The sequence below is a fragment of the Curvibacter lanceolatus ATCC 14669 genome (assembly GCF_000381265.1).
Taxonomy (GTDB): Bacteria; Pseudomonadota; Gammaproteobacteria; order Burkholderiales; family Burkholderiaceae_C; genus Curvibacter; species Curvibacter lanceolatus.
In genome coordinates this window covers 299,853-316,077 of sequence record NZ_KB906259.1, presented here as the reverse complement: position 1 = coordinate 316,077, position 16,225 = coordinate 299,853, and the positions used below count along the sequence as shown (strand labels likewise).

Here is a 16,225-nt window from a genome sequence, read left to right as displayed (position 1 = left end):
GGTCATCGTCAGGCTCTTACAGCCCTCAAAACCCCCTCCAGGCAACTGGCGGGGGTTTTGTCTTTGCGGGATCGAAAACTCATTGAATTCCTCAACCTCAGAATTCAATTCCTCAGCACACCTTCCCCACGCGACTCCTTATAGCCTCAGCGCCTGACCGTACCCCGTCAGCTCCACGTAGCCTCGGCCCAGCCGCCGCCCTTGCAGGTCGACCGAGAACAAGCAGGTTGATGATCTACCCGCCGCATGAATGCATGCCCCTGCCCATTGGGTCGGGCGTGAGCCCGTTTCAAATCCCTCATCGGGGCCTCAGGACACGACTGTTATCGGCTCAGGGGACGTAAAGCCAGGGCAGGTGGCTCCAAGCTCGGAATGAGCGCAAGGCGCAGCAAGCTCACAACTCAGCACCTTCGACCAGAAAGCGCACCCTGCGCACCCCTTGCCATTCGTCTGCATCCAGTCGGAACGCGAGCTTCACTCGCTTGGGCAATGGCTCGGTGTGTCCAAACCAGATGCCATCAACGGCATCGCCCTGGTGTTTCAATTTCAGCGCCAGGTGCTTTTCACCCACCAGTCTTTGCGAGACAACCTCCAGTTCTTCGCTGAAGGTAGGAGGGGCAAAGCCTTGTCCCCACACCTCGCGATGCAGGGTGTCCACCACATCGGCACGACGGTACTCGGGAGCCAAGGGGCCATCTGTGTCCAGGCGTCGGGTCAAGGTGGCTGCATCCAGCCACTCGTCTGCCACCTGGGCCAGCGCTTGAGAGAAGGTCTCGAAGTGCTCCCGGGCGATTGAACAACCTGCAGCCATGGCATGTCCGCCAAATTTCAACAGCACGCCTGGATGCCGCTTGGCCACCAAATCGAGCGCATCGCGCAGGTGGAAGCCGGGGATGGAACGACCGGATCCTTTGAGTTCATGTTCCCGTCCAGGTGCCGCGCTGGCTGCAAACACGAAAGTAGGGCGGTGAAGCTTGTCCTTGATGCGGGAGGCCACGATGCCGACCACGCCTTCGTGGAAATCAGGATCGAACACGCTGATGGCAGACGGCGCGGCTTGCCCTTCTTCAAACAGGGTTTCAGCGATGGTGAATGCCTGTTCGCGCATGCCACCCTCGATGTCGCGTCTCTCGCGATTGATGCTGTCGAGCAGTTTGGCCAATTCATCGGCCCGCCCTGAATCGTCTGTCACAAGGCACTCGATACCGACCGTCATGTCCGACAGCCTGCCCGCTGCATTGATGCGGGGCCCCAGCGCAAAGCCAAAGTCAAAGGTCGTGGCCTTTCGTGCATCCCGCACTGCGGCCCGAAACAAGGCCTCTACACCGGCGGGCATGGCCCCCGCTCGGATCCGCTTGAGGCCCTGCGCCACCAGCCGCCGGTTGTTTTCATCCAGCTTCACCACGTCGGCCACCGTACCCAGCGCCACAAGCGGCAGCAGGTCATCCAGCTTGGGCTGGGGGCGATCGGTATACGCCCCACGGCGTCGGAGTTCGGCGCGCAGGGCCAGCAAGACATAAAACAGCACGCCGACCCCCGCCATCGATTTGCTGGCGAATTCGCATCCCAGCTGATTCGGGTTGACGATGACCTGCGCATTCGGTATTTCGCCACCAGGTAGGTGGTGATCGGTGATCAATACTTGCAGGCCCAGTTCTCTGGCGCGCGCCACACCTTCCATGCTGGCAATACCGTTGTCCACCGTGATCAACACGTCGGCACCCATGGCCTTCACGCGCTCTGCAATGGGCGCGGTGAGGCCATAGCCATCAATGACCCGATCCGGCACCAGGTAGTCCACCTGCGTCGCGCCCAGGGCACGCAGTCCGCGCAGGGCCACGGCGCAGGCTGTGGCGCCATCGCAGTCGTAGTCCGCCACGACGCAAAGACTCAGATCGGCTGTGATGGCGTCTGCCAGCAGTTGCGCAGCTTCCTGAGCGCCTTTCAGGGTCTGGGGCGGCAGCAAGTGGGCCAGTCCGTCGTCCAACTCCTCCTTGTTCTGAACGCCGCGCGCGGCATAGAGGCGTGCCAGAAGAGGGTGGATGCCGGCCTGCTCCAGCGCCCAACAGGCGCGCGGGGGAATGTCTCGTTGAAGGATTTTCATAGTGATGCCAGGGCTTGCCTGAATGTGTTTGAGCCCTGCCACTGTCCCGCCAGCTTGGACAGCCAACCATTTCTCGGGCCGTGCCAACTCTGCAGGGCCAGTTCACCGCACAGCGTCAGCTCGAGGCCCGTGCCTTGCCGTGCGGCCCTGAGCCATTCGGCCACAGGCCCCGCGTCCAATCGCTTCCATGTCGCAGCCCAGGCGCCCCAGTCGCCTGTCAAGGCGGGTTGGCGCAAGTCATCCACCACCTGAGGCAACTCCTGTGGTGCCTGCCATCCCTTCGGAAGGGCGCCACAGCCACTGATCCAGAAAGAGTTGATGGCTTGTGCGCCGCGGCCTTGGCGAGCCTCGCTGAAAGCATGGGTGTACAAGAGCATCTGGGTTTCGGTCTGCAGACGCCTGAGCTGATTGGCGGACGGGCCCTGGGGCATCCAGGTGTCAATCGAGCGCCCGATCACCCGGTCCAGGCTGGCCGCGCGCAATGGGCGAAAGACTTCACCACTTGCCAGCCAACGGTCCGGGCTGCGGTAGTGCAGTTCGATGCCGTCGTCCTTGAAGAACGGCGCCAGGATGTCGAGCAGTGCACGTGATTCGGCATCGTCCAAGCCCAATGCCCGCGGGTCGCCCATGGCGATGTGGCTGCTGCCCACCTGCCAGTGGCAGGGGCTGATCCAGGCCCAGGCGAGTTCCCGTGTGCCTGCGCCCAGCCATTGCAAGGCGTCCCAAGCAGCCCAAGGTGTCGGCGCTGCGTCCAACGATTCACCCTCGGGCAAGCCCAGGGCATGGGCCAGGGCACATTCATGGGGCAGCGCGGGGCTGTCTTCTTCCAGGGGGCGCCGGGCTCCTGGGCGAAGCAGGCGGCTCAATTGAAGCAGGTTGGGCAGTTCCAACTGAGCAAGCGCCTGATGGCTCCCCTCGGCGGAGCAATGGGCGTATGGCACGATGAGCCGCAGCGTTCGGCTGACGATATTCGGTTCTGACATGGGGTGTATTGTCCGGGATGCCACAATCTCGGCTCCATGCAAATCCCTTACGAATTGGCCTTGGGCTGGCGATACACCCGCGCCGGCCGTGCCACCCGGCGCAACGGCTTCATCTCCTTCATCTCCGGGGTCTCCATGCTGGGCATTGCGCTGGGCGTGGCGGCCCTGATCATTGTCTTGTCGGTCATGAACGGCTTCCAGAAGGAAGTCCGCGACCGCATGCTCAGCGTGGTGGCTCACATCGAGATCTTCACGCCCCAAGGCGATGCGCTGCCTGACCCCTCTCGGACCTTGCAGGAGGCCAGACGCCACCCCGAGGTGCTGGGCGCCGCCCCTTTCATCGCGGTGCAGGCCTTGCTGGCCCGCGGCGACACCATGAAGGGTGCCATCGTGCGTGGCATCGACCCGCAACGCGAGCCCGAGGTGGCCGACCTGGACTCCGCCCTCAAGCAAGAAGTGCTGCAACGGCTGGTGCCCGGGCAATTCGGCATTGTGCTGGGCGCGGATCTGGCGCGCAGCCTGGGCGTGCGCACCGGCGACCCGGTGACCTTGATCGCGCCGTCCGGCCAGGTCACCCCGGCAGGTGTGGTGCCCCGCCTCAAGCAGATGACCGTGGTGGGCACCTTTGACTCCGGCCACTATGAGTACGACTCCACCCTGGCCATGCTGCACATCGAAGATGCCCAGCGCATCTTCCGCCTGGAGGGGCCGACCGGTATCCGCCTGCGCATCCGCGATCTGCACCAGGCCCGCGAAGTGGCCCAGCAACTGGCCGGCAGCCTGAGCGGCGATCTGCTGATCAGCGACTGGACACGCCAGAACAAAAGCTGGTTTGCCGCGGTACAGCTTGAAAAACGCATGATGTTCATCATCCTGACCTTGATCGTGGCCGTGGCCGCCTTCAACCTGGTCAGCACCCTGGTCATGACCGTCACCGACAAGCGTGCCGACATTGCCATCCTGCGCACCCTGGGGGCCAGCCCGGCCAGCATCATGGGGATCTTTGTGGTGCAAGGCGCCATGGTGGGCGTGATCGGTACTTTGGCGGGTCTGGTGCTGGGCCTGGCCATTGCCTGCAACATCGATGTGATCGTGCCCGCCATCGAGCAAGCCTTTCATGCCAGCTTTCTGCCCAAGGACATCTACCTCATCAGCCGCATGCCCAGTGATCCGCAGCAGGGCGACATCCTGCCCATCACCCTGATCTCGCTGTTGCTGGCCTTTGTGGCCACCCTCTACCCCAGCTGGCGAGCCAGCCGAGTCAACCCTGCCGAGGCCCTTCGCTATGAGTGATCCGACCCCATCCACTCCCGTGCTGCAGGCCCGGGGCCTGAGCAAGCGCTTCACCGAGGGTCGGCTGGATGTCCATGTGCTGCAAGGGGTGGACCTCAGCATTCACGCCGGCGACACCGTGGCCATCGTGGGGGCCTCCGGTTCGGGCAAGAGCACGCTGCTGCACCTGCTGGGCGGGCTCGATGCCCCCAGCGCCGGCGATGTCAGCCTCATGGGCCAACCCCTGTCGCAACTCGACCCCGCCACCCAGGGGCGATTGCGCAACCAGCACCTGGGCTTCGTCTACCAGTTTCACCACCTGCTGCCTGAGTTCAGCGCCCTGGACAATGTGGCCATGCCCTTGCGCATCCGTCGTGAGGCTGCGGCCGTTTCTTCGGAGGCGGCGCGCCGCATGCTCGAGGCTGTGGGCCTGGCCGATCGCTTGCACCACCGCCCGGCAGAACTCTCGGGGGGCGAGCGCCAGCGGGTGGCCATCGCCCGGGCCCTGGTGGCCCAGCCCGCCTGTGTGCTGGCCGATGAGCCCACGGGCAACCTGGATCGGGGGACCGCTGAGCAGGTCTTTCAGCTGATGCTGCAACTGGCCCGCGATCAGGGCACGGCCTTTGTCATGGTCACCCACGATGAAACGCTGGCGGCCCGTTGCGCCCGTCAGATGCGCCTGGTCCGGGGTTGCCTGGCCGAGGAGCGCACGGGCCAGGCCACGGGGGTGCCTGCATGACGCTCGATTGGCTGGACTTCGACTGCAGCGAAGACACCGATGAAGCCGTCACCTTCGATGCCATGGCGTCGGTCTGGCCCGAGCAACAGCACCTGGTGCTTGCCGAGGTGGGCGCAGTTCTGAATTGGGCCAGACAGCACTTCGGCCCTGAAAGGCCCATGGACGAGGGCGGCGAGTGGGATGTGGATCTGCAGGCCTGGTGCGAGACCCAGCCTGCACGCATGCTGGCGGTCGACCTTCATGCACCCGGGCTGTTGGTCTCGAGTGAGGCCTCCACGGATGAACTGGTGCGTCGCACCATCACCCTCTCACTGAGTGGCAGCGCCAGCTTTGCCGAGGCCTTGCGGCAGCAATTCCATCTGTGAGCAGGATCGCGACCGATGCAGATCGCGGGTGGCGGCATGGGCCATGGCCGCTGGCGAAGGCCCGACGCGGCACCTCAGGCTGCGGCAGACAAAGCGTCCGGCCCGCCATGGGCGGTCACTGACGGTGACGTCTGGGCCGGTTCGGGTGCCTCCTGGGCCTGGGCCCTGTTGGCTGCGCCTTGAACACGGTGGCTCACCGTGACCACGGAAGGCGCCTGCCGAATCAGCGGGGCATGCAGGTTGATGGGCGCGTCAGGCCGGATGCGGAGTCTCAGGATGTTCATGGCATGGACCGTGGGGCCTGCCTCACCCGTCACCCCCGGGTGAGCGCGGTCATGACGCAGGAACACGTGCCTCCATGGTCTGCTCTTCACATTCGGGTGATCTTCGGAAAAGAGGGGTGATCACCCTGCATTTCGGATCTTTGAGCCGGTGTTCAAACCGAGCGCCTTTCATGCTTATCGGCGGTTGAGCCAGAGGCTTGACCCCTGGTCACTCATCCCTGTCACTGACAGGCCACATTCACCAGCGAAAGCTTGCCCGCCACAATGCTGCCGCTGCCATTGCTCACGCTGCACTGGCCTTGCAGCGGCTGTTGCGCCACCACCACCTGGTAGGGCGTGCCGGCGGGCAGTGAATTCTTGAACTGGAAGAAGCCGTTCTGCGTCAGTACCAGCGACATGCCATTGCTCGCCAGCGTCACGCTGGTACCCGTTTGCAGCCCGGACAGGTTGCCGCCCAGCGAGGGTCCGGTATCGCAGGCCACCTTCACGCCAAACACGCCATCACCTCGGCTGTTCACCCTGCCGCTGCCATTGCTCACGCTGCAGGTCACGCCCGCAGGCTGGGTGAGCACACTCACGCTGTAGCGGTCACCGGCCTTCAGGCGGGTGTCAAACCGAAAGTCGCCATTGCGCGTCAGCGTCAAGTCGTCACTGGCATTGTTTTGCAGCACGATCTGCTGGCCACTGGCCAGCCCGCTCAGCGTGCCACCAATCGGGGCGTCGGAGCCCACGCCATCACAGGCGCTCAAGAGGGCGCTGCTCAAAACGAAAAAGCCCCACAGGGGCCAGGAGTGTGTTCTTTCGGGGGGCATGGGCCAAGTCCTCTGTGTCGATGAGAGCCCGCCCCAGGATCATCAGGAGCAGGGCGGCCGGTGTGGCAGCCGCAACAAGGTAGACATCAACCCCAGGGCGACGGGGCTGGATGCACAAAAATCAAACAGTCTCGCGCACGGGGGCAGATCAGTGGCCCCCTCGCAGACCTCAGCGGCTCATCACCGAGCGCAGCACCTGGGCCAGTTCGGCGGGGGCAAATTTGGCCACATAGGCGTCGGCGCCCACGCTCTTCACGTGATCCTCGTTGGTCGTGCCGGACAGCGAGGAGTGGATCACCACCGGCAGGCCGCTGAAGCGAACGTCCTGCTTGATGTTGCGCGTGAGGGTGAAGCCGTCCATCTCCGGCATTTCCAGGTCGGTCAGCACCAGGGCCACCTTGTCTCGGATGGTCAGGCCTTCCTTGCGTGCATCGGCTTCGATGCGTTGCAGCGTCTCCCAGGCCTCCTTGCCGCTGCGCGTCATCACAAAAGGGGCCCCCATGGCTTCCAGGCTCTTTTCCATCAGCGTGCGGGCCATGGGCGAATCGTCGGCGGCCAGCACCACGCTGCCAGGGCGCAGGTTCAGCGAGGGGCCGATGGTGCCGGGGTTCACTTCCTGGTCGGGCGTGGGGCTGACGCGGCGCTGGATGGCTTCCACATCCAGCACCTGCACCAGGCGGGTGTTGTCTACATCGCCGTCCAGGCGGGCGATGCTGGTCACCATGCCCGAGGCGGCATTGCCCTCGGCCGCCAGCACCTGGGTCCAGTCCAGGCGCACGATCTCTTCCACCGCTTCCACCGCAAAGGCGATGGTGTGGCGCGCAAACTCGGCCACCAGCATGATGTTCAGGCCGGTCACCGGCTGGCACCCCACGATGAAGGGCAGATCGATCACCTGGATCACCTGGCCGCGCAGGTTCACCACCCCCAGCACGCCCTTGGCGGCCCCGATGATGGCGGTGATCTTGGGCATCTCCACGATCTCGCGCACTTTGAACACATTGATGCCGAACAGCTCAGACTTGTCCCCATGAGCATCCTTGCCCAGGCGGAACAGCAGCAGTTCAAACTTGTTGCTGCTGGTCAGATTGGTGCGCTCGTCGATCTCTCGTTGGGCTTCTGAGGTCATGGCGATTTCCACTTGTGACAAAGAAAAACACAGTCTAGTCCCAACTTTGCGCCGTGGGGAGCCAGAGTGTTAGCTTGTCTGGGTTTCCCGGCCCGGCTTGCGCTGACTCAGGTGGCAACAGTGGGTTTCAAGCCACGCGGCCGAACCAGACTAAGGACAAACCCGTAGCCAGCAGGACCAGCGCCGCCGCCGCCAAGGCCAGCAAGGCGCTGATCTCGGTCTCGTGCGTCTCCAGTGCCAGCCGTGAGCTCAGGTTTTCATAGACCTGGTGCAAGGCCTCGGCCGAGGCCGCATGAAAGTACTCCCCCTGGGTGCGCGCTGCCACCGCCTTCAGCGTCTCCTCGTCCAGCCGCACCCGCATCGACCAGCCTTCGAAACCCACGGTCTCGCCGTCCACCGTGCCCACCCCCACGGTGTACACGCGCACCCCGCGCTCGGCCGCCAGCCGGGCGGCCTCCAGGGGGTCCACCCCGGTGGTTCTCTGGCCGTCCGTCAACATGATGATCGCTGCCGAGGTGTAAGAGCCTGCAGGCACGGGCTGCCACGGCGGCGGGTTGGCGGCCCCACGGCTGCCCAGCGGGGTCGCCGTCACGGCACCCGCCCCCCCAGGGCCGCCAGCGCCCCAGTGCGCCAGGTCAATGCCCGCCTGCGGGAACAGCGTGGCCAGCGCCACCACCAGGCCATTGCCGGTGGCCGTGCCCCGCTGCAGCTGAAAGCCCTCGATGGCCTGGAACAGGTCCTCGTGGTTGCGGGTGGGCGCCTGGGCCAGCTGGGCGCTGCCGGCAAAGGCCACGATGCCCACACGCACCTGCCGGGGCAGGCTGCGGATGAAGGCCTTGGCCGCCTCCTGGGCCGCCACCAGCCGGTTGGGTTTGACGTCGGTGGCGCGCATGCTGCCCGACACGTCCATCACCAGCAGCAAGGTCTGTTGTTCGCTGGGCAGGCTGATCCGGGCCACGGGCCGTGCGGCAGCCAGCAACAGCACGGCCCAGGCCAGCAGCAGCAGGGTGGGGGGCAGGTGGCGGCGCCAGCGCCGGCCCGGCCCCATGGCCTGTTGCAACAGCCCCAGCCCTGGGTAACGGAGGGTGGCGGTGCGGCGGCGTAGCAGCCACACGTAAGCCGCCACGGTCAGCGGGCACAAGGCCAGCAGCCACAACATCTGAGGCCACAGAAAGCTCATGCAGCGGCCTCCTGCGGCAGAGGGGGCTGGGCGGGCAGGCCGCTGCGCAGCCGCACGAAGCGCCGCAATTCGCTCACCCAATCCGCCGCCGTGCTCAGCGCCAGCGCATCCACACCGGCGCGGGCAAAGGCCTCGCGCAGGCGGGCATCGCGTTCGGCGGCGGCCTGGGCAAAGCGCGCGCGCAGCGCACGGTCGCGGCTGTCCACCCACAAGGTGGTGCCGCTTTCGGCATCCAGCAGATGCAGCAGGCCCAGGTCCGGCAGTGCCTGTTCCAGGGGGTCCAGCAATTGCATGGCCACCACATCGTGCCGCTGGGCCAGGCGGCCCAGAGCGGGCTCCCAGTCGGTCTGCTCCTGGAAATCGCTCAGCACCAGCACGGTGGCGCGCCGGTGCAGCGTCGCACCGGCCTGGTGCAGAGCCCGCGCCAGGGTTTGGGTGCGTGTGGCTTTTTCAGGAGGTGAACTGGCGCGCAGGCTGCCCGGCACCCGGCTCAGGGCATGGCGCAGCTGCGCGGCCCCCTGCCGCCCGCCCAGGGCGCGTGGGCTTTGGCGCAGGCCCTGGGGGCTGTGTTCATTGAAGGTCAGGGCCCCCACCCGGTGGCCTTGGCGCAGCCAGGGGGAGGCCAGGCCCCAGATCAGGCTGTGCGCCAAGGCGGCCTTGCTGAGCTGGCCTGAGCCGAACTGCATCGAGCCGCTCTGGTCCAGCACAAACCAGGCGCTCATGTCGCGCTCTTCATGGAACAGCCGCACATGGGGGGTCTGCAGGCGGGCCGTGGCGTTCCAGTCGATGTGCCGCACCTCGTCATGGGGCTGGTATTCGCGCAGGTCCGCCAAGTCCAGGCCGCTGCCGCGCAACAGGCTCAGGTAAGGCCCTGGCCGCCAGCCGTGCAGGCGCTTCAGTGCAGGCCAGTCCAGGTTCAGCTGGGCAGGCCCCGGGCTGGCCGGTTCGGAGGGCTCAGAGCGAGCTGACGGTCGGGGCGTCATGTTGCAGCACTCGGGGTGGCGGGCTCACACGGCCCATCAGGCGGCTGATCAGGCTGTCGGGGCTGTGCCCTTCGGCCAGGGCTTCATACGACAGGGTCAGGCGGTGGCGCAGCACCTCGGGCACCAGGTCCGTCAGGTCTTCGGGCAGGGCGTAGCGCCGCCCGCGCATCAGGGCCAATGCCCGCGCGCCTTCGGCCAGCGCGATCGTGGCCCGGGGGCTGGCCCCGGCGCTCAGCCAGGCCTGCAGCTCGGGCAGTCCGTGCCGTGCCGGCTGGCGTGTGGCCGACACCAGCCGCACCGCGTACTGCAGCAGCGCCGGGTCCAGGTACACCTGCCGACAGGCGGCCTGCAATGCCACCAGCGCCTCCATGCGGGCCACCGGCTGCACGATCACTGGCGGGGCGATCACCCGCTGCACGATGGCCAATTCTTCCTCGTCGCTGGGGTAGCCGATGTGCACCTTCATCATGAAGCGGTCCAGCTGGGCCTCGGGCAGGGGGTAGGTGCCCTCGGTCTCGATCGGGTTCTGGGTCGCCATCACCAGAAAGGGGCTGGGCACCCGGTGGGTCTCGCCGGCCAGGGTGACCTGGCGCTCCTGCATCACCTCCAGCAGGGCGCTTTGCACCTTGGCGGGCGCCCGGTTGATCTCGTCGGCCAGCAGCAGGTGGGTGAACACCGGGCCCAGGGCCGTGCTGAACTCCCCGTTGCGCGGGTTGAACAGCCGGGTGCCCACCAGGTCGGCCGGCATCAGGTCGGGCGTGAACTGGATGCGCTTGAACTGGCCTTGCAGCGTCTGCGCCAGCGTCTTCACCGTGAGGGTCTTGGCCAGGCCGGGCACGCCCTCCACCAGCAGATGGCCCTGGGCCAGCAACGCCACCATCACGCGTTCCAGGAACCGGTCCTGCCCGACCACCACCCGCTTGACCTCGTACAGGATCTGTTCCATCAAGCTTGCGGTGTCGGTGTCGGTGTCGGTGTCGGTGTCGGGGGCCATCTCGGGTAGGGGTGGGGCATGCATGGGCGGGTTCCTTGGCCTGGCGGGTGGGTTTAGAAAGGGGGCATGCCGGCGGCAGTGGCGGCGCTCTCGATCGGCACGGCAAAGCCGATGCCGATGAAGGTCTTCGCCGGGCCGGGGTTGAGGATGGCCGTCACGATGCCCACCACCTCGCCCTGGGCCGTGAACAGGGGGCCGCCGGAGTTGCCCGGGTTGGCCGCCGCATCGAACTGGATCATGTGGTTCAGGGTGTGGCGCCCCTGGGGTGACTCGAACTCGCGCTCCAGCCCCGACACCACCCCGGCCGACACCGAGGGCCCGATGCCGTAGGGAAAGCCGATCACGCCCACCATGTCGCCCAGGCGCAGGCTGGTGCTGCTGGCCAGTGTGGCGGCCACCAGATCGTCGGGGATGCGACTGGCCTGCAGCACGGCCAGGTCCTGCTCCGGTCGGCTCGCCACCAGGGTGGCCCCGGCCCTCAAGCCGTCGCTGAACACCAGGCCGATGCGCTCGGCCCCCTTGACCACATGCAGGTTGGTCAGGATCAGACCGCTGTCCACCAGCACCACGCCGGTGCCCACGCTGGTCTCGCGTTCGTCCCGGCCCTGTGCGCGGCCCCGGGTGCTGCCCCTGTGTGCAGGGCGGTCGGCCCCATCATGGCCAAAGCCCACCACCCGCACCACCGAGGGGGCCACCCGCTCCGCAGCCTGCGCCACGGGGGAGCGCAGGGGCTGGGTTTCCAGGCTGTGCCGCACGGCGGCATCGATGTCGTGCTGCGTCAGGGCCTGGGGCCTGCTCGCCAACTGCCAACCCAGCAGCAAGCCGGCCAGCAACAGGGCGATGGCGCTGATCCAGGCTGGTGCATGGCGGCGCCAGGGGGGCCGTCGGGCAGGCGGGGCGGGGGCAGTCGGGGTTGGTGAGGTTGATGCGGCTTCACCACGGGCTGCAGGGGCTTCGGTCGCCCGGGACACGGCGCTCGGCCGTGAGACGTCCGCTGGGGCCGGCAGGGGCTCCTGGGCCTGGGTGGTGGCGCTGGGCCGGGGTGGGATGTACAAGGCGGGCCTGCGCATGGGGTCACCTGTGTCCTGGGGCGTCGGCACGATGTCGGCGCCTGGGCAAAACCTTAGCATGCTTTGCCGGCGGCTGCACGGCGTGCGCAGGCCGCAAGGCCATGGCGCTTCAGGCATCATCGGGCCCATGTTGTTCTGGCTAGACACCCATTGCCACCTGGATGCCCCCGAGCTGGCCGCCGACGTTGACCCCGTGCGCCAGCAGGCCCGTGCCGCCGGGGTGGGGCACTGCGTTCTGCCCGCGGTCGCGGTGGCCCATTTCGAGGCCGTGCGCCGCCTGGCCCACCGGCATGGCGACAGCTACGCCCTGGGCATCCACCCCTTGTACACCCCCCAGGCGGCCGACACCGATCTGGACCAACTCGCCCAGGCCCTGCAGGCTGCGCAGGCCGACCCGCGCCTGGTGGCGGTGGGCGAGATCGGGCTGGATGGTTTTGTGCCGGGCCTGGACATGGCACGCCAGCAGCATTTCTACCGGGCCCAGCTGCGCCTGGCGCGCCAGTTCGATCTGCCGGTGATCCTGCATGTGCGGCGATCTGCCGACCTCTTGCTGGCCGCCTTGCGCTCGATCGGTGGGGCCGGGGCAGGGGCCTGGCGGGGCATCGCCCATGCCTTCAATGGCAGCTTCCAGCAGGCCGAGGCCTTTGTGCACCTGGGCTTCAAGCTGGGCTTTGGCGGGGCGCTCACCTACGACCGGGCCTTGCAGCTGCGGCGTCTGGCCACCGAACTGCCGCTGGAGGCCCTGGTGCTGGAGACCGATGCGCCCGACATCCCGCCGCATTGGCTGTACCGCACCGCGGCCGAGCGCGCCGCGGGCCTGCCCCAAGGGCGCAACACGCCGGCCGAACTGCCCCGCATTGCGCAGGTGCTGGCAGAGCTGCGCGGCCTGCCGCTGGCGGATCTGGCCGAGGCCACCACACGCAATGCCTGCGCGGCCTTGCCCCGGCTCGAGCCCTTGCTGGCCGGGGCGGCACCATGAGCGAGCGCCTCACAGGCCTGCCCCCGGTGCTGGGGGCGGGCACCCGGCTGCTGGTGCTGGGCAGCTTTCCGGGCGCCCGTTCGCTGGCCCAGCAGCAGTACTACGGGCACCCGCAAAACCAGTTCTGGAAGATCCTGTCCACCCTGTGGCAATGCGATCTGGTGGCGTTGGCCTACCCCGATCGTCTGCAGCAACTGCAGCAGCGCGGCCTGGGGCTGTGGGATGTGTACGCCTCGTGCGAGCGCCAGGGCAGCCTGGACAGCGCCATCCGCAACCCCCAGGTCAATGACCTGGCCAGCTTGCGCCAGCGTTGCCCCAGCCTGTGCGCCATTGCCCACAACGGGGGCGAAAGCTTTCGCCATGCGCGGCACACCCAGGCCCTGGGCCTGCCGGTGTGGCGCCTGCCTTCCACCAGCCCGGCCAATGCCTCCCAGACCCTGGCGCACAAGCTGGCCGCCTGGCGTGAGGCCTTCGAGGCGGCGGGGCTGCTCTGAGTGGCGGCCTGAGCTTCATGCGCCGGGCCGGCCTGCTACAGTGCTGCACCGTTTTTCACCCGCACCGCCATGGCCCGCAGCAAATCCACCCCCACCCCCGTCGAACTGCCCGAAGTCAATTTCTCGGACTGGGACGGCGTGCGCAGCCTGCACCTGGGCACCGAATGGATCCAGGGCACCATGCTGATGGACGCCCCTTACGACATCGAGCTGGAGTACGTGCAGCGCATGATGGCCTGGCTGCTGTTCACCGATCCGGCCCGCCTGACCCGCTTCCATGCCATGCAACTGGGCCTGGGCGCCGGCACCCTGACCAAGTTCTGCCGCAAGAAGCTCAAGGTCACCACCACCGCCATCGAACTCAACCCCCAGGTGCTGCATGCCTGCCGTGGCTGGTTCAAGCTGCCCCCCGACGACAGCAAGCTGCGTGTGGTGATTGCTGACGCCGCTGAAGAAATCCGCAACCCCATGTGGCATGGCGTGGTCGACGCCCTGCAGGTTGACCTGTACGACCACGAGGCGGCTGCCCCGGTGCTCGACAGCGCCGAGTTCTATGCCGATTGCCGCCAGCTGCTCAGCGAAGACGCCTGCATGACCGTCAACCTGTTCGGCCGCTCCTCCAGCTACGAGCGCAGCGTCGAGAAGATGGTCGAGGCCTTTGGTGCCGAGGCCGTCTGGGCTTTCAAGCCCACCCGCGAAGGCAACACCGTGGTGCTGGCCCAGCGCACCCCGTCGCGCCCCAAGCGCGAGGTGCTGCTGGAGCGCGCCGAACTCATCCAGAGCCGCTGGGGCCTGCCGGCCACCAAGTGGCTGCGCGTGTTCAAGCCGCTGGTGTCGCGCCGCGCCTGAGATCCTGGGCCCCGCCTGGGGGCGAGCCGCCGCAACGGCTTTGCAAAGGCTTCGAATCAGCTTGGTGAACCGGCACGGCATCGGTGTCCCGGGCGATTGACGGGCGCGGTATGCTGGCGGATGTGCCGCCCAGCTTGGCGGAATCACCGGACCCCAGCCGCCATGAGTGCCAACGCGCCCCCTTCCGCCACCGCTGCCAGCCCCACCCCCTCGGCCAGCCTCGCCATCCCCTACATCGGTCTGCTTGACTGGCGCCGGGTGGTCGACTGGCTGCGGGCCGACGGCGTGATCTCGGCCGAGCAGGCCGAACGCACCGTGGCGCGCTGCTCCCAGGCCGAAAGTGCGCAACACCCCCTGGTGCGCCTGGCCAGCGTGGCCATGTTGCGGGCCTCCAATGGCCGCCCTTTGGACCTGGAAGAGCTCACCCAGTACATCGCCGGGCGCGCCGGCATCGAGTACCTGCGCATCGACCCCCTGCGCGTCGATGTGGGCAAGGTGTCCGAGACCATGAGCGCCGCCTATGCCGAGCGCCACCGCGTGCTGCCGGTGCAGATCACCGCCAGCGAGGTGGTGGTGGCCACCGCCGAGCCCTTCGTGACCGACTGGATCAGCGAAGTCGAGCGCCAGTCCCGGCGCCGGGTGCGGCGCGTGGTGGCCAACCCGCTGGAGATCCACCGCTTCACCGCCGAGTTCTTTGCCCTGGCCAAATCGGTGCGTGCCGCCCAGAAGGCCGGCGCCAACAACAATGCGGCCAGCTTCGAGCAACTGGTCGAGCTGGGCCGCAGCAACAAGCAGCTCGACGCCAACGACCAGGGCGTGGTGCGGGTGGTCGACTGGCTGTGGCAATACGCCTTCGACCAGCGTGCCAGCGACATCCACCTGGAGCCCCGGCGCGAGCAGGGCGTGATCCGCTTCCGCATCGATGGCGTGTTGCATTCCGTCTACCAGATGCCCATGGGGGTGCTCAACGCCATGGTGGCGCGCGTGAAGCTGCTGGGCCGCATGGACGTGGTCGAGCGCCGGCGCCCGCAAGATGGCCGCATCAAGACCCGCAACCCGCGCGGCGACGAGGTGGAAATGCGCCTGTCCACCCTGCCCACGGCCTTCGGCGAGAAGATGGTGATGCGCATCTTCGACCCTGACACGGCGGTCAAAGACCTGGACGCCCTGGGCTTCTCGGCCCACGATGCCCAGCGCTGGGAGCAGCTCACCCGTCGGCCCCACGGCATCATCCTGGTCACCGGGCCCACCGGCTCGGGCAAGACCACCACGCTGTACTCCACGCTCAAGCGCATCGCCACCGACGAGGTCAACGTCTGCACCATCGAAGACCCGATCGAAATGATCGAGCCCGCCTTCAACCAGACCCAGGTGCAGCCCCAGCTCGATTTCAGCTTTGCCGAGGGCCTGCGCTCGCTCATGCGGCAAGACCCGGACATCATCATGGTGGGCGAAATCCGCGACCTGGAGACCGCCGACATGGCGGTGCAGGCCGCCCTCACCGGCCACCTGGTGTTCTCCACCCTGCACACCAACGACGCACCCTCGGCCGTCACCCGGCTGATGGAGCTGGGCGTGCCCCCTTACCTGCTCAATGCCACCGTGCTGGGCGTGTTGGCCCAGCGCCTGGTGCGCACCCTGTGCCGCCAGTGCAAAGAGCCTGACGAGTCCTTCAGCGCCGACACCCTGGCCGATTTCGTCAAGCCCTGGAAGATCAATGCCGGCGGCGGCTACCGCCCCTACAAGCCGGTGGGCTGCGTGGACTGCCGCATGACCGGCTTCATGGGCCGCATGGGCCTGTACGAGCTGCTCTCCATCAGCGAGGCCTTCAAGGACCGCGTCAATCGCGAGCCCAGCCTCGATGCCCTGCGCCGTCAGGGCGTCAGCGACGGCATGCGGCCCCTGCGCCTGGCCGGGGCACTGCGTGTGGCCGAAGGCCTGACCACGCTCGAAGAAGTGCTCAGCACCACACCGCCTCTCGATTGACC

At 67.1% G+C, this 16,225-nt stretch carries 15 protein-coding genes; 7 read left to right on the top strand and 8 right to left on the bottom strand.

Translation table 11 applies throughout. The features are described 5' to 3' along the window. Positions 1–394: 394 nt before the first annotated feature. Both recJ and F624_RS0115065 read right to left on the bottom strand, forming a co-directional pair. Positions 395–2,104 carry a single-stranded-DNA-specific exonuclease RecJ gene (gene recJ, locus F624_RS0115070; protein WP_019575153.1) on the bottom strand — a complete coding sequence of 570 codons (1,710 nt, stop codon included), beginning with the start codon at positions 2,102–2,104 and terminating at the stop codon, positions 395–397. Then, positions 2,101–2,994 (bottom strand): phosphoglycerate mutase, encoded by an 894-nt coding sequence (locus F624_RS0115065; RefSeq protein ID WP_157443472.1) that lies wholly within the window; start codon positions 2,992–2,994, stop codon positions 2,101–2,103. Before F624_RS0115065 ends, recJ begins: the two co-directional genes overlap by 4 nt. 129 nt (positions 2,995–3,123) lie before the next feature. On the opposite strand from F624_RS0115065, the gene F624_RS0115060 reads away from it, so the two are divergent. From F624_RS0115060 to F624_RS0115050, 3 genes are read left to right on the top strand one after another with little or no spacing between them, the layout of a single operon-like run. Beyond that, the gene (locus F624_RS0115060) at positions 3,124–4,380 is read left to right on the top strand and encodes a lipoprotein-releasing ABC transporter permease subunit (RefSeq protein ID WP_019575150.1); all 1,257 of its coding nucleotides are present in this window, start codon (positions 3,124–3,126) and stop codon (positions 4,378–4,380) included. After that, positions 4,373–5,098 (top strand): lipoprotein-releasing ABC transporter ATP-binding protein LolD, encoded by a 726-nt coding sequence (lolD, locus tag F624_RS0115055; protein ID WP_051107406.1) that lies wholly within the window; start codon positions 4,373–4,375, stop codon positions 5,096–5,098. Before F624_RS0115060 ends, lolD begins: the two co-directional genes overlap by 8 nt. After that, complete coding sequence (locus F624_RS0115050; RefSeq protein ID WP_019575148.1) at positions 5,095–5,463, top strand: hypothetical protein; 369 nt, start codon at positions 5,095–5,097, stop codon at positions 5,461–5,463. The genes lolD and F624_RS0115050 overlap by 4 nt, the downstream gene beginning before the upstream one ends. A gap of 505 nt (positions 5,464–5,968) precedes the next feature. Here F624_RS0115050 and F624_RS0115045 read toward each other — a convergent pair. The 6 genes from F624_RS0115045 to F624_RS0115020 all read right to left on the bottom strand — a co-directional run bounded on the left by F624_RS0115045 (position 5,969) and on the right by F624_RS0115020 (position 11,915). Next, positions 5,969–6,496: a hypothetical protein gene (locus F624_RS0115045; protein WP_019575147.1), complete on the bottom strand. Its 528-nt coding sequence runs from the start codon at positions 6,494–6,496 to the stop codon at positions 5,969–5,971. A gap of 232 nt (positions 6,497–6,728) precedes the next feature. Then, positions 6,729–7,688 (bottom strand): chemotaxis protein, encoded by a 960-nt coding sequence (locus F624_RS0115040; RefSeq protein ID WP_031255099.1) that lies wholly within the window; start codon positions 7,686–7,688, stop codon positions 6,729–6,731. Positions 7,689–7,815: 127 nt separating this feature from the next. Next, complete coding sequence (locus tag F624_RS0115035) at positions 7,816–8,868, bottom strand: VWA domain-containing protein (protein ID WP_019575144.1); 1,053 nt, start codon at positions 8,866–8,868, stop codon at positions 7,816–7,818. Continuing rightward, positions 8,865–9,851: a DUF58 domain-containing protein gene (locus F624_RS0115030; protein WP_019575143.1), complete on the bottom strand. Its 987-nt coding sequence runs from the start codon at positions 9,849–9,851 to the stop codon at positions 8,865–8,867. Before F624_RS0115030 ends, F624_RS0115035 begins: the two co-directional genes overlap by 4 nt. Beyond that, positions 9,823–10,869: an AAA family ATPase gene (locus F624_RS0115025; RefSeq protein ID WP_019575142.1), complete on the bottom strand. Its 1,047-nt coding sequence runs from the start codon at positions 10,867–10,869 to the stop codon at positions 9,823–9,825. The genes F624_RS0115030 and F624_RS0115025 overlap by 29 nt, the downstream gene beginning before the upstream one ends. A gap of 29 nt (positions 10,870–10,898) precedes the next feature. Further along, positions 10,899–11,915: a S1C family serine protease gene (locus F624_RS0115020; protein WP_031255097.1), complete on the bottom strand. Its 1,017-nt coding sequence runs from the start codon at positions 11,913–11,915 to the stop codon at positions 10,899–10,901. Positions 11,916–12,042: 127 nt separating this feature from the next. On the opposite strand from F624_RS0115020, the gene F624_RS0115015 reads away from it, so the two are divergent. The 4 genes from F624_RS0115015 (at position 12,043) to tfpB (ending at position 16,223) form a co-directional block, all read left to right on the top strand. Further along, complete coding sequence (locus F624_RS0115015) at positions 12,043–12,894, top strand: TatD family hydrolase (RefSeq protein ID WP_019575140.1); 852 nt, start codon at positions 12,043–12,045, stop codon at positions 12,892–12,894. Then, positions 12,891–13,388 (top strand): DNA-deoxyinosine glycosylase, encoded by a 498-nt coding sequence (locus tag F624_RS0115010; RefSeq protein ID WP_019575139.1) that lies wholly within the window; start codon positions 12,891–12,893, stop codon positions 13,386–13,388. The genes F624_RS0115015 and F624_RS0115010 overlap by 4 nt, the downstream gene beginning before the upstream one ends. A 69-nt stretch (positions 13,389–13,457) precedes the next feature. After that, positions 13,458–14,237 (top strand): class I SAM-dependent methyltransferase, encoded by a 780-nt coding sequence (locus F624_RS0115005; RefSeq protein ID WP_019575138.1) that lies wholly within the window; start codon positions 13,458–13,460, stop codon positions 14,235–14,237. A 162-nt stretch (positions 14,238–14,399) separates the two neighbouring features. Beyond that, positions 14,400–16,223 carry a type IV pilus assembly ATPase TfpB gene (tfpB, locus tag F624_RS0115000; protein WP_019575137.1) on the top strand — a complete coding sequence of 608 codons (1,824 nt, stop codon included), beginning with the start codon at positions 14,400–14,402 and terminating at the stop codon, positions 16,221–16,223. The last annotated feature ends 2 nt before the right edge of the window (positions 16,224–16,225 follow it).